The sequence below is a fragment of the Rheinheimera metallidurans genome (genome assembly GCF_036983985.1).
Classification (GTDB): Bacteria; Pseudomonadota; Gammaproteobacteria; order Enterobacterales; family Alteromonadaceae; genus Alishewanella; species Alishewanella metallidurans.
Genome location: NZ_JALAHQ010000004.1, coordinates 1 through 13,443 on the forward strand (window position 1 = coordinate 1; position 13,443 = coordinate 13,443).

At 45.2% G+C, this 13,443-nt stretch carries 11 protein-coding genes; 1 reads left to right on the forward strand and 10 read right to left on the reverse strand.

Annotation, left to right across the window (positions count from 1 at the left end; all coding sequences use genetic code 11):
• Positions 1-292 precede the first annotated feature (292 nt).
• From MN199_RS11860 to MN199_RS11875, 4 genes are all read right to left on the reverse strand, one after another.
• Positions 293-637 (reverse strand): 5-carboxymethyl-2-hydroxymuconate Delta-isomerase, encoded by a 345-nt coding sequence (locus MN199_RS11860; protein WP_335739550.1) that lies wholly within the window; start codon positions 635-637, stop codon positions 293-295.
• 103 nt (positions 638-740) lie between these two features.
• A complete protein-coding gene (locus MN199_RS11865; RefSeq protein ID WP_335739551.1) occupies positions 741-1,283 on the reverse strand; it encodes an NMCC_0638 family (lipo)protein in 543 nt (180 codons plus the stop codon).
• A 103-nt stretch (positions 1,284-1,386) separates the two neighbouring features.
• Complete coding sequence (locus MN199_RS11870) at positions 1,387-1,722, reverse strand: hypothetical protein (RefSeq protein WP_335739552.1); 336 nt, start codon at positions 1,720-1,722, stop codon at positions 1,387-1,389.
• A 1,337-nt stretch (positions 1,723-3,059) separates the two neighbouring features.
• Positions 3,060-3,623: a hypothetical protein gene (locus tag MN199_RS11875; RefSeq protein ID WP_335739553.1), complete on the reverse strand. Its 564-nt coding sequence runs from the start codon at positions 3,621-3,623 to the stop codon at positions 3,060-3,062.
• A 1,264-nt stretch (positions 3,624-4,887) separates the two neighbouring features.
• Here MN199_RS11875 and MN199_RS11880 point away from each other — a divergent pair.
• Positions 4,888-5,418: a phage integrase N-terminal SAM-like domain-containing protein gene (locus tag MN199_RS11880; RefSeq protein WP_335739554.1), complete on the forward strand. Its 531-nt coding sequence runs from the start codon at positions 4,888-4,890 to the stop codon at positions 5,416-5,418.
• A gap of 83 nt (positions 5,419-5,501) precedes the next feature.
• Here the strand turns inward: MN199_RS11880 and leuD are convergent, their stop codons facing one another.
• The 6 genes from leuD to MN199_RS11910 form a co-directional block, all read right to left on the reverse strand.
• Entirely contained in the window at positions 5,502-6,104 is a 603-nt protein-coding gene (gene leuD, locus MN199_RS11885; protein ID WP_335739555.1) for a 3-isopropylmalate dehydratase small subunit, read from the reverse strand.
• A complete protein-coding gene (gene leuC / locus MN199_RS11890) occupies positions 6,101-7,537 on the reverse strand; it encodes a 3-isopropylmalate dehydratase large subunit (RefSeq protein WP_335739556.1) in 1,437 nt (478 codons plus the stop codon). The genes leuD and leuC overlap by 4 nt, the downstream gene beginning before the upstream one ends.
• 1 nt (position 7,538) lies before the next feature.
• Complete coding sequence (leuB, locus tag MN199_RS11895) at positions 7,539-8,648, reverse strand: 3-isopropylmalate dehydrogenase (RefSeq protein ID WP_335739557.1); 1,110 nt, start codon at positions 8,646-8,648, stop codon at positions 7,539-7,541.
• Entirely contained in the window at positions 8,648-10,264 is a 1,617-nt protein-coding gene (gene leuA / locus MN199_RS11900) for a 2-isopropylmalate synthase (protein WP_335739558.1), read from the reverse strand. Before leuA ends, leuB begins: the two co-directional genes overlap by 1 nt.
• Positions 10,265-10,579: 315 nt before the next feature.
• On the reverse strand, positions 10,580-11,302 hold the full coding sequence (locus tag MN199_RS11905; protein ID WP_335739559.1) for an outer membrane protein OmpK: 723 nt from the start codon (positions 11,300-11,302) through the stop codon (positions 10,580-10,582).
• Positions 11,303-11,305: 3 nt separating this feature from the next.
• Positions 11,306-13,240, reverse strand: coding sequence for a methyl-accepting chemotaxis protein (locus tag MN199_RS11910; protein ID WP_335739560.1), 1,935 nt, complete (start codon positions 13,238-13,240; stop codon positions 11,306-11,308).
• Positions 13,241-13,443 lie beyond the last annotated feature (203 nt).

Here is a 13,443-nt window from a genome sequence, read left to right on the forward strand (position 1 = left end):
ACTAAACCAGTTAACTGCGAAACAACGCACTAACCGGAACTTGTAAAACTGTTTAAACGAAGCCTCAAAGAACAACGTCATTGTGCCAACAAAGATTGCACCAAACCAACAAACTGGCGCACGTTAACTTTTGGCGCTGCCGTTAAGAAAACCAAACGTGAGCAATGCCAAAATAAAACTACAGACTAAAACCGTTAAAACCCGAAAACCTGCTAACGCCGCAAGCAGCGGCGAGCGTTAGCGAGTCCAGCACCGAAGGTGCGATGCTGACTTGCCTTGTTAGCAATGTTGGTCAAAGCATACTCCGATTACAGTAAGTTGCCTTTTCAAACTCACTGATATTCATAGCAATATTTAGAACATTCGGAAATATTGCCACTAACCTCTCAACAACCGATTGTGACAACTTAGCTCGCTGCTCAGTGGTGCGACCTTGCATAATGCTCGAGAATACGTGGATGAAAAGCTCACGTTTCCCACCCACCGAATATTTACTGTAGGGGTTTATCCGAACTTTAATATCACCGATATCAAACAAATCAGAGGCAACAGCAACCAAGTGAATTTGTTCAGCAATATATTCCTCAGAATGGCTTTCCAATATCTCAACTGAGCAATCGACTACAAAATGTGGCATCTATCTTCCTATATGCACTGAATTGCTAACGCCCGCAACAAACGCGAGCGTAGCGAGTCGAGGGCGACAGCCCGTTTTGATTGCGTTTGTTAGGCCACACAGCTTAAATGACCTGCGTACTTAGAGCTACCTGATGACTACCGGCCTTGTTTTCAGTAGCACTGATTATGATTTCGACAGTTTGACCGGTTGTAGTTTTGGCTTCGAGTCTAAATGTCTCAAGTTCAGTTTCCCCTGCGAAATCGGGAACAATACTCGGTGTGAACGACCAGCCAGTTTTCTTACTAATGCGTGAAAAACTATTGCTCACTTCTTCAACATATTTTTGTGTATTGACACGGCGGACAAATACGGTACAAAGACCAGAATTTAAATAGGTAAGTGCAAATTGCCCATTTGGCGAAGTAAACGACCATGCTTTCCCTGTATTACTTCCCAGGAAATGCAGCGCTTTATCATCAGTCAGCAACGCAACGCCCTGTTGCTTCATCAGAGATTCAATACCTTTTTCGTTTCCAGCATATCTAATACATGATGAGACAGAAAAATTTGCAGCAAAAAATTCGTCTGTAGGTTTACGCGAGTCAGAGCAAGCTACAGAGCTAAGTACTAATAGTGGAATTGCAAAAACTTGGGCTAACTTCATTGTTAAATAATATCCTCTTACGGCCTAACGCAAAGCACACGGGCGGAAAAACGCGTCAGCGTTTAACGTCCCAGTGGCCGCAGGCCACGAGTGATGCGCCTTGTTATGTGTTTTTACCATTATGTTTTTTACTAATCGTTGATTTAGCTAACATGAAAACTGCAATTAATCCCAGCCCCAACAGAGCAGATAGTAGAGGGAGACTAAACTGCTCCCGCGCTTTGAAGAGCAGTATTAAGTAGACAAATACTATGCAAGCCAAAAATATATTACTGATTAAACCAACGTATTTCTTCAAAGCAACTTTATCCATGATGTTTAGACTGGAACACATAACGCCCAAAGCAAGCGCGCGGTACGCGTCGCCGTGCCTTTGTTTGTTAGCAGCCTGCACCATACTTGCGCGGCTTGCCGCACTGGCAAACTTGAATAGCGTCACGGCTGCCTTTAATTAAAACTAAACCAGTTAACTGCGAAACAGTGCGCCAACCGGAACCTGTAAAACAATTTAAGCGAAACCACAAAGAACAACGCCGCTGTGCCAACAAAGATTGCACCAAACCAACAAACTAGCGTACTTTAATGGCTTGGTTTTACTGCTATGAAAAACGAAACGCGAGCAAAGCTAAAATAAAACTACAAACTGAAACCGTTAAAACTCGAAAACCTGCTAACGCCCAAATTTAGCGCGGAAATCCGCGCAGCGGGTTGACGTCGCAGCCAGCGCTTTTTGCTGGCGATAAAATTTGTTTGTTATGTGTTTTTACTTTTGTCTCTGCGACCTAGCCAACTCCACGTTAATTTGGCCGTAATCACTGACAAAATAAAACTGAATGGCACAATTACTAATAAACCCACCAATCCGAGCCCATAATCTTCAGAAAGCGCCTCTCTATTTGGCGCACCTACTTTTTCCATATGCAGCTCTATGTACCATTCACTAATCAAATGCTCAAAGCAAATGAAGCTAAATACCAGTACAGCCAAACTTATAAATATTCTTAGAATCATAGAAACACATAACGCCCAAAGCAAGCGCGCAGTACGCGTCGCCGTGCCTTTGTTTGTTAGCAGCCTGCACCATACTTGCGCGGCTTGCCACACTGGCAAACTTGAATAGCGTCACGGCTGCTTTTAATTAAAACTAAACCAGTTAACTGCGAAACAGCGCGCCAACCGGAACTTGTAAAACTGTTTAAGCGAAGCCACAAAGAGCAACGCCATTGTGCCAACAAAGATTGCACCAAACTCACAAACTGGCGAACTTTAATGGCTTGGTTTTACTGCTATGAAAAACGAAACGCGAGCAAAGCTAAAATAAAACTACAAACTGAAACCGTTAAAACTCGAAAACCTGCTAACGCCCAAAGCAAGCGCGCGGTACGCGTCGCCGTGCCTTTGTTTGTTAGCAGCCTGCACCAAACTTGCGCGGCTTGTCGCACTAGCAAACTTGAATAGCGTCACGGCTGCTTTTAATTAAAACTAAACCAGTTAACTGCAAAACAGCACGCCAACCGGAACTTGTAAAACTGTTTAAACGAAGCCACAAAGAACAACGCCGCTGTGCCAACAAAGATTGCACCAAACCAACAAACTAGCGCACGTTAATGGCTTGGTTTTGCTGCTATAGAAAACGAAACACGAGCAAAGCCGCAACAAAACGATAAACTAAAGCCATTAAAACCCAGAATACCTGCTAACGCCCCGCGCATGCGCGCGAACTTGTGAGCGTCGCAGGGGCCGCAGGCCCCGAATGACGCGGATTGTTAGGCTAAACTACTGCGGCTGCGCCTTAATAACTCGAAAAACTAATGGCTTTATACATACGTGAGAAAACCACGAAAACCCTGCTATTACCAATATTCCTATAAGCGGAATTATTGCTCCAGAAAAAACTATTGAGCCAAATACATATCCAAAAATACACTCCGCTTTGTATATAGGCAGGAACAAACCAACTACTAACAGACCTAAAGACAAGTACATTGCAACGTTCCCGTAGCCCAAAATAACACTGAGTGACTGGACAAGACTCAAGACCAGCATGCAAAAAAAACCAATAAGTACGAATCGTAAAATCTTTACCCTCACTGGCGCGTCACTCGGTTGACTAGGTTGAAGAGTTACACGCTTCTCTATCCGCACTGTTGAAAGCCAAGCTAAGAATGGGAGGATTAATAATCCCCACCAGTTTGATATTGAAGGATAATCAGAATGGTGCATCAAGTGATGGCTCACTATTCCACCATTCAAATGCTCCCACAACAGAAATCCAACTACGAATAATATGGTAATTGCAATCACGTAGTATTTTAATTTTTTGAACTGCTTGTCAGTCATGTTTCTTCTCGGATTACGATGGTCGAAATATTTAGCCTAACGCCCAAAGCAAGCGCGCGGTACGCGTCGCCGTGCCTTTGTTTGTTAGCAGCCTACACCAAACTTGCGCGGCTTGCCGCACTAGCAAACCTAAACAATGGCAGACTGCTTTTAATTAAAACTAAGCCAGTTAACTGCGAAACAACGCGCCAACTGGAACCTGTAAAACTGTTTAAGCGAAGCCACAAAGAGCAACGCCATTGTGCCAACAAAGATTGCACCAAACCAACAAACTGGCGCACGTTAACTTTTGGCGCTGCCGCTAAGAAAACAAAACATGAGCAATGCCAAAATAAAACTACAAACTAAAACCGTTAACACCCGAAAACCTGCTAACGCCCAAAGCAAGCGCGCGGTACGCGTCGCCGTGCCTTTGTTTGTTAGCAGCCTGCACCAAACTTGCGCGGCTTGCCGCACTGGCAAACTTGAACAATGGCAAGCTGCTTTTATTAAAAAACTAAACCGATTAACTGCGAAACAGCGCGCTGACCAGAACCTAAAAAACTGTAAAGCGAAGCCACAAAGAACAACGCCGCTGTGCCAACAAAGATTGCACCAAACCAACAAACTGGCGCACGTTAACTTTTGGCGCTGCCGCTAAGAAAACCAAACGTGAGCAATGCCAAAATAAAACTACAAACTAAAACCGTTAACACCCGAAAACCTGCTAACGCTCAAAGCAAGCGCGCGGTACGCGTCGCCGTGCCTTTGTTTGTTAGCAGCCTACGCCGAACTTGCGCGGCTTGCCGCACTGGCAAACTTGAACAACGGCAGACTGCCTTTAATTAAAACTAAACCAGTTAACTGCGAAACAACGCGCCAACTGGAACTTGTAAAACTGTTTAAGCGAAGCCACAAAGAACAACGCCGCGGTGCCAACAAAGATTGCACTAAGCCAACAAACTAGCGAAATTTATCTTTTAGCGCTGCCGCTAAGAAAACCAAACGTGAGCAATGCCAAAATAAAACTACAAACTAAAACCGTTAACACCCGAAAACCTGCTAACGCTTATTGGGCGGAAAAGTCCGTATTTAAACACGGACTTTTCCGTTTTTGTAAATTTATTGTGTGGAACATTACGTAATAATTTACGAATTTACAATAGATTAAATGCTTAGAATAACTTTTGTTTGGTGTGAAATACGGAAATTTCCATCTAACAAGGCACAAGTAACACTTTCAACTATACTGTTTATTTAAACAGCATATCTTAGGAGGTAAGTTATGCCTGCGTCGTCACCATTTTTGCAATATATCGCCGAAGAAATGCATACTCGCCGTTATGCGAAACGCACTATAGAAACGTATTTATATTGGATTAAATTTTTTATTTTATTCCATAAAAAGCAGCACCCCAAAGATCTGTCTAATGAGCATGTAGAGCAATTTTTAACTCATTTGACCGTAACGCGACACGTTGCGGTGCAAACTCAAGCTTTGGCGCTTAATGCGTTAAGTTTTCTTTATAAAGAGATATTGAAACGGCCGCTGGCGTTGAACCTTAATTTTAATCAGTCTACCAAAGCCCGAAAATTACCCGTGGTGTTAACCCAAACCGAAGTTAAGCGGTTATTGGCTACTATTGATCCGCAGTATTTGCTATTAACGCAGCTACTATACGGCAGTGGCTTGCGGTTAATGGAGGCTATTAGATTGCGAGTAAATGCCATTGATTTTGACTATTTATCGTTAATGGTATGGCATGGTAAAGGCGGCAATGCGGTGAAAAGCCCGTTGTCGCAATTAACGCTTTAACATGTAAGCAGTAAGAAATAAAACCAACTAGCATTTACACCAGCTGGTTTTTGTATATAAGAAAAAACGTTAAAAAGTAGGTATTAGCCTAACCACGGCTGATTGGCTTTACGCTGTTGCTCGTAACTGGCTATTTGTGGGTTTAACTGCTCGCTGCTGCCGATAAAATCTAGCCCTGATAACAGGCGCTGTTTAATATCGGGGTCGATATTAAAGCCCATAGCGGCATTGTTACCGAACAGTATTTCTTGGTTTTCTAAGTCAATTTGCCACTGTTGTGGCCCTTGTTCGCAGCGGTTAAATAGCAGTTCAATATCGGCTTTACTTAATTGAATTAATAACATGCCGTTGTTTACGCAGTTATTAAAGAAAATATCGGCAAAGCTTTGTGCAATAATAACGTTAAAACCAAATTGCTGAATAGCCCACGGCGCGTGTTCTCGGCTAGAACCACAGCCGAAATTAGCACGAGTTAGCAAAATAGAGGCCGCGTTATATTCGGGTTGGTTAACAACAAAGCTAAGGTTGGCGCTGCCGTCGGCTAGGTAGCGCCAGTCATAGAATAGCGCCTTAGCAAAGCCGTCGCGGCTAACACTAGTTAAAAACTGTTTAGGAATTATTTGGTCGGTGTCTACGTTGTTTTTATCTAACGGGCAGACTAAGCCTTGGGCGAAAAAGTGGCTCATGCTGGCTCTCCTTGTGGTTGTTCAATGGCGGCAATGTTGACAAACTTACCGGCAATAGCAGCAGCGGCGGCCATAGCTGGGCTAACTAAATGGGTGCGTGAACCGCGCCCTTGGCGGCCTTCAAAGTTACGGTTGCTTGTAGAGGCGCAGCGCTGGCCGGCCTCTACTCTGTCGTCATTCATACCCAAGCACATGCTGCAACCGGGTTCGCGCCATTCAAAACCCGCCTGTTGAAAAATGCGGGCTAAGCCTTCTTGCTCAGCTTGGCGCTTTACTACGCCAGAACCCGGCACCACTAATGCCCGCACCCCAGCGGCAACGGTTTTGCCTTGCACTACACTGGCGGCAGCGCGTAAGTCTTCAATACGGCTATTAGTACAACTACCGATAAACACCACATCGACCTGGCAGTCGGTTAACTTTTGCCCTGCCTTTAGCCCCATATAAGCTAACGCGCGTTCGGCCGCATCGCGCTTGCTGGCGTCGGCAAAGCTGCTTGGTGCTGGCACGGCTTGGTCTACGGCAATAACCTGCTCGGGGTTAGTGCCCCAAGTAATTTGTGGCGAAACGCTAGCAGCGTCTAAGGTGATAGCTTTATCAAACACGGCGTTGTCGTCTGAATACAGGCTTTGCCAATACTGCACTGCACTTGGCCAGTGTTCGGCTTTGGGCGCATGTGGTTTACCTTTTAGATAAGTAAAGGTTATTTGATCCGGGGCAATTAAACCGGCTTTGGCGCCCATTTCTATGCTCATATTGCACAGTGTCATGCGCCCTTCCATGCTCATGCCGCTAATGGCCGTGCCACAAAATTCGGCAACATAGCCATTACCGCCAGCGGTACCTAGCTTACCAATAACCGCTAAAATAATGTCTTTTGGCGTAACGTGGGCGCTTAATTTGCCGTTAATTTCAATTTTTAGCGTTTTTGCCTGTTGTTGCGGCAAAGTTTGCGTAGCTAATACATGCTCAACTTCTGAGGTGCCAATACCAAAGGCTAAGGCACCAAAAGCGCCGTGAGTTGAGGTATGTGAATCGCCACACACAATAATCATACCCGGTTGCGTTAAGCCTTGCTCTGGGCCAATAACGTGCACTATGCCTTGATCTGGGTGAGTAAGGTCGAACAGTTCAATTAGGTTTTCATCACAGTTTTTTGCTAACGCTTCTAGTTGCTGCCGGGCAATGTCGCCTGCGGCTTCTAACGTGCGAATTTGCGTAGAAACATTGTGGTCCATAGTGGCGAAGGTTAAGTCGGGCCGGCGCACGTTGCGCTTCGCCAGCTTTAAACCCGAAAATGCCTGTGGTGAGGTAACCTCATGAATTAAATGCCTATCAACATACAGTAAGTCGGTACTGGGGTTTATTTTGCCTACTATGTGGCTGGCATAAATTTTTTGAAACAACGTTTTACCCATATTAGCTTGACTCATATTAGTGTGATCCTACGGTTGGCACTGGCATGTTGTTTACTGACAAATTGTGTATGGCGGCAACTACCGCATCACCAACGGCGACGGTGTTGTAGCTAGAATTTGGCTCTATATCTGGTGTAACAATGCGCTGGCTTAGGCATTGCTGCACTGCTTGTTCAATTAATTGTGCGGCCTGTTCTTGGCCAAAACTAAAGCGCAACATTAACGCTGCGCTTAATATTTGCGCTATCGGGTTAGCAATGCCTTTACCGGCAATATCGGGTGCACTACCACCGGCGGGTTCATATAAACCAAAACCACTGCCATTTAAGCTGGCCGAAGGTAATAAACCTAACGAGCCGGCAATGGCGGCAATTTCGTCAGATAAAATGTCGCCAAATAAGTTATCGCACAGCAATACGTCAAACTGTTGCGGGCTGCGAATTAGCTGCATTGCTGCATTATCAATATACATGTGCTCTAAGGTTACGCTAGGGTAGTGCTGAGCCACGCGCTGCACCGTTTCGCGCCATAGCACGCTGGTTTGCAACACATTAGCTTTGTCGATTGAGGTAACCTTGTTATTACGTTTTATTGCCGCTTCAAACGCAACGCGGGCAATGCGTTCAATTTCGGTTATGCTGTAACGCTGAGTATCAAAGGCATCAGTGCTAGTGCGGCCTTTTTCACCAAAATATATGCCGCCCGTTAGCTCGCGCACGCACAAGATATTCATGCCTTTGCTGCTAATGCGCGGGTGCAATGGCGATAAGTCGGCAAACTCTGGATAAATATGGCCAGGGCGTAAGTTACAAAACAAATCAAAGGTTTTACGCAGTGGCAATAATGAACCCCGCTCAGGTTGTTGATCGGGCGCTAAGCCTGTCCATTTTGGCCCGCCAACCGAACCAAACAAAATGGCATCACTGGTTTTACACAGTGCTAAGGTGGCAGCGGGCAATGGCTCACCGCTCGCGTCTATGGCCGCACCACCCACTAAGGCCGTGTTTAGGTTTACGCTAAAACCACATTTGTCGGCTACCGCCGTTAATACCTTTACGGCTTCGGCCATTACTTCTGGGCCAATACCATCGCCCGCTAACACGGCAATATTGTAGTGTTTAGTCATTACACGCCCCCTGCTGCGCTAGTTAATGGTGCCGGCTCAGCGGGTTGCTGCTGTTGTTTATGTGCTTGTTTATACGCTTGCTTATGAACAAAAATGCGCTGTGCCCGCTGAATCATATTTAGCACATGCACATAAGCCAGTACCGAGCTACGTACTATATCGGTAGCTAAACCCGCGCCATGAAAACGCTGGCCTTCATGCTCGGCGGTAATGTCTACTTGGCCTAAGGCGTCTTCACCACTGCCTTTGGCTTGTAAGTTAAAATCGACCATTTTTATCTGTAACTTGCTAATACGGGTTATGGCATTAAATGCCGCTTCAACGGGGCCATTGCCGGTTGCCGCCTCGGTTAGCAATTCGCCGTTACACATTAAGCCGACAGTGGCGCTGGCAACATGGCCGGTATGGGTAGATGAGCTTAAAAACTCTAGCTGATAATAATCGTCAGCTTCTTTTAAGTTTTGAAAAAATACCAAAGCTTCTAAGTCGTAATCAAATACGCGGCCTTTTTCATCGGCCAGCGCAACAAAGCTTTTGTATACCGCTTCTAAATCGTAATCGTGCTGGCTATAGCCCAGCTCGGCCAAGCGATGTTGAATAACATGCCGGCCTGAGCGCGAAGTTAAATTCAGCTCACTTTGGCGAATACCCACTTGTTCTGGCGACATAATTTCATAGGTATTTTGCGCTTTTAACATGCCGTCTTGGTGAATGCCTGAGCTATGAGCAAAGGCATTTTCACCGACAATGGCTTTATTTGGCTGAATAGGCATATTGCAAATTTGGCTAACTAAATGGCTGCTACGGTATATTTCGCTGGTTTTTATATCGGTAAACAACGGCGCCATAACATCTTTTCGCGTATTAATAATCATCGCTACTTCTTCTAACGAGCAGTTACCAGCACGCTCGCCAATACCATTTACGGTGCACTCTACTTGCCGAGCACCGGCCTGAATGGCACTAATGCTATTGGCCACGGCTAAGCCTAAATCGTTATGGCAATGCACACTTAAGCGCGCCTTGTCGATATTGGGCACCTTAAGCCGTAACGCAGTAATAATGGCGGCAAACTCATTAGGAATGGTGTAACCGACCGTATCGGGAATATTTATTGTGGTGGCACCCGCGGCTATGGCGCGCTCGACAATCCAGCACAAATCATCAATCGGGGTGCGCCCAGCGTCTTCACAAGAAAACTCAATATCATCGGTATAACGGCTGGCTAATTTAATAGCCGCAACCGCTTGCTCTGTGGCCTGGGCCAGCGTTTTACGTAACTTATACTGTAAATGCAGAGGTGAAGTGGCAATAAAGGTATGAATACGCCGCCGCTCGGCCGCTTTTAAGGCTTCGCCACAGGCTTCAATATCTGCGGCAACTGCGCGGGCTAAGCCACAAATAATTGGCCCTTTAACTTCGCGAGCTATACGCTGCACTGAATCGAAATCACCCGGGCTAGATACCGGAAAACCCACTTCCATAACGTCAACATTAAGCCTAGCTATGGCCTGTGCCAGCTGGATTTTTTCCTTCTGGCTTAAACTGGCACGCAATGCCTGCTCGCCGTCGCGTAAGGTGGTATCGAAAATCCAAATTCTATTATCGCCGCTCATCTTGTGTATCCTGTTCCGTTAATTCGGTGTGGTTGCAGGTGACAATGGTGGCGGGGCTTAAATGCAAAAAACCCCGGCCAATGGCACGGGGTTTTGCTGTATCGGTTTGGTTACATTTTTACCAATAAGCACAGCCCCGCGCACCGCTACGGAGCACGAGGAGGTTAATAGTAAAAATGCGACGCGTTAAATTCATTTATTGCTCTTATGGTTTAATGCTGCAAATAGGTTTGATCAATTGCAGCCGAGTTAGCAAAGCGCTAATAGTAATAACATGGCTAATTTTTATCTGCAACAGTACAGATGGCTAAAACACTAAAAATGACCCTTTAGCAATAAATTCACATTTGACTCATTGGTACGAAACCCTGGGGTGTCGGCAATACCGTATTTATTCAGCCAATACACGTACTCAACACCAAGATAGAGTTTATTTTTTAAACCTAAAACCGGGTGCAGCGCCCACTTTAGCTGTGAGGTAAAGTTAAGATTTGCCCGTTGGTCAACGCTGCTGCTAGCCCAATCAATAAAGCCATCGTAAACAAACTGCTGGGTACCAACAGCAAAAGGTAGCGCCCAAGTGGTAGTAAGTTGCCAGTTATCGGCCACGCCGTCATTATTACGCCGATAAAAATTTAGGTTTAAATAACTAAAACCCGGTAGGTTGAGATCGGTGGCAATACCATACAAAACGTTAGTTTGCAGTGCCGACATCTCTATAGTGCTGGTAAACAGCACATCTTTTATCAGGCCAAATTGCCAGTCGTTGCTACTAAATTTGCTAAAACTTAGCCGCGGCGACCATTCTGCATAGTTGGTACGCTCACCGTTTTTACCGCGTAAATGATCAAGAAAGAAGAAGCTATCACCCCAACTCGCACCAGCGGCATGTTCAAATGTAAGCACCTGCTGCTTGGCACCGTCTACGCGATAGTTACTGCCATTTAAATAGGTTAGGCTAATGTCTTGCCATAACATATCCGCTTGCGCTTGCGCCGACACCAACAGCATTGTGCTTATAACTAATAATGACCGCATGGCTTATACCTTAAATTGAGTAACAAGCCGACGCAGTTGCTCTGCGCGTTGCTGCAACACACTAATCGCCTTAAGCTGTTGTTCTGCATTACTATGAATGCTAGATGCGCTGTCAGAAATTAAATGTGCCGATTCATTAATGTGCTCTACTACTGTGCCCTGCTCTTCTGTGGCTGCCGCAACCTGATGGTTACCTGCACTAATGGCTTCAAACTTCTGCTTAATATTAATTAGCGCCGCGACCGAGAGCTCGGTGCTATCGGCAACTTGCCGGCTACTGGCCGTGCCCTGTTGTATTGCTGCCGTAGATTGATTCGCAGTTTGTTGTAAGCGGGTAATTTGGTCGCGTATTTCTAAGGTAGACTCTTGCGTGCGTTTTGCTAGGTTTCGTACTTCATCAGCAACTACGGCAAAACCACGCCCTTGTTCACCCGCTCTAGCCGCTTCAATCGCAGCATTAAGCGCCAGTAAGTTAGTTTGTTCAGAAATAGCGTTTATCACTTCAACTACCGAGTTAATCGACGACGCCTGATTAGCAAAATCAACAATAGTGCGCTCTATATCACCCATAATACTGGTTAACTGCTGCATAGTACGCGACGTTAACGCCATGTTATCGTTAGTTTTATGCGTATCTTGCACCGCAAGCTCAGTGTCTTCGGCGGTGTTATGCGCAATACCCGATACCTCTGAAATAGTTTGGCCCATTTCAGTAATAGCAGTAGCAACTTGGTCGGTTTGGGCGCGCTGTAATTCAGTAGATTTAAAGGTGTCGTTCGCCAGCTGTGCAAGCTGTTCTATCTGCACCTTAATGGCTACTTCGGTTTGTTGAATTTCAGCAACCATTTCGCGAATTTTACCAATAATGGCATTAAAACCTTTAGCCAAGTGTCCCAGCTCGTTGTCGTGGCTTTGATCTAAGCGCTTAGTTAGGTCACCACCGTCGCCCGACATCTCAAGTAAATTATCGCCCACTTGGCGAATAGAATTACTCAGCGAATTAGCAAACACCACCGTTAAGCCTATAAAGACTAACGTAAGTAAAATGCTGGCAATGACAGAAAATAAAATAACGCTATTAATGGCACCACTTATTTCCGCCGACGGCAACACGGCGACTAACTTAAGCCCAGTATCGCGAATATCTTGCACGCCAATGTACATTGGCTCGCCTAATAGCTCAGCTTGCTGCAAGCTAAAACCGGTGCTGTGCTTTTGTATTTGCTGCGCCACAGCTTGATACTGCGGTAACTGCTGAATATTTTTTTCTGCTAGTGATAAATCGCGATGCACGACAATCATGCCGTTAGCATCAACTAAAAACAAAAAGCCGTCTTGCCCCAGTTTATAGCTAGAAATAAGACTAGCGATAGTGGATACGTCATAGCCTAAACCGGCTACGGCAACGGCTTTACCATCAACAATAACTTTCACGTTAACAAACAAAGTTAACTTACCGCTACGTTCGTCGGGGTCTAAACTTAACGAGCGTTTAGTATTGCCTTTTAGCATCGAAAAAAACCAATCATCACGCGGTTCAGTAGCAGACACCGTTTTGAATAAACCGGCCTCGGTATAGTAGTTTTTACTGAAATCTGATACCCAAAATAAGGTTGATGCGCCAGAATCTTGCTGTAACTGTTTAAAATATGCCATAACCTGCGCATGATTTGCCGCCGCGATTTCACCCTCTTTCATCCAATTATGTAGCATGCTATTTGCGGCTAAATTTTCAGATAGGTTTATTGATGGCATCAGCTCAGCACGAGTTTGTTCAGCAATACGGCCCACGCTGTTGGGTAAATATTCGTTGGCGGTTTGCTCATAATACAAGCCAGAAAATTGGTTAATATTAATTAAGGTTGCAACCAAGGTAAGTAACACTAGTGCCAAACCAACAAAAGCAATAAATACGGTACGTAGCTTAAACTTTTGCATTACAGCTCCATTTTATGCAGACAGCAAAATTAAGTTGTAGCATTAAGCGCAGATTAAGCAATGGTTACAGTAAAAAATAACAAATAACACCTTGATACATTGCAACAAAATAAACAGCACCAGAACAAAAACTGCAGCTTTTGACGAAAAGTGCTTGCATAATATGAAAAGGTTGCATAAGATGCGCGCCGTCTTACCAAGCG

What these genes read in the sequence shown, in the direction of transcription:
- MN199_RS11860 (WP_335739550.1), bottom strand. Translation starts at nt 637, where the DNA reads ATGCCACATTTTGTAGTCGATTGCTCAGTTGAGATATTGGAAAGCCAT.
- MN199_RS11865 (WP_335739551.1), bottom strand. Translation starts at nt 1,283, where the DNA reads ATGAAGTTAGCCCAAGTTTTTGCAATTCCACTATTAGTACTTAGCTCT.
- MN199_RS11875 (WP_335739553.1), bottom strand. Translation starts at nt 3,623, where the DNA reads ATGACTGACAAGCAGTTCAAAAAATTAAAATACTACGTGATTGCAATT.
- MN199_RS11880 (WP_335739554.1), top strand. Translation starts at nt 4,888, where the DNA reads ATGCCTGCGTCGTCACCATTTTTGCAATATATCGCCGAAGAAATGCAT.
- leuD (WP_335739555.1), bottom strand. Translation starts at nt 6,104, where the DNA reads ATGAGCCACTTTTTCGCCCAAGGCTTAGTCTGCCCGTTAGATAAAAAC.
- leuC (WP_335739556.1), bottom strand. Translation starts at nt 7,537, where the DNA reads ATGAGTCAAGCTAATATGGGTAAAACGTTGTTTCAAAAAATTTATGCC.
- leuB (WP_335739557.1), bottom strand. Translation starts at nt 8,648, where the DNA reads ATGACTAAACACTACAATATTGCCGTGTTAGCGGGCGATGGTATTGGC.
- leuA (WP_335739558.1), bottom strand. Translation starts at nt 10,264, where the DNA reads ATGAGCGGCGATAATAGAATTTGGATTTTCGATACCACCTTACGCGAC.
- MN199_RS11905 (WP_335739559.1), bottom strand. Translation starts at nt 11,302, where the DNA reads ATGCGGTCATTATTAGTTATAAGCACAATGCTGTTGGTGTCGGCGCAA.
- MN199_RS11910 (WP_335739560.1), bottom strand. Translation starts at nt 13,240, where the DNA reads ATGCAAAAGTTTAAGCTACGTACCGTATTTATTGCTTTTGTTGGTTTG.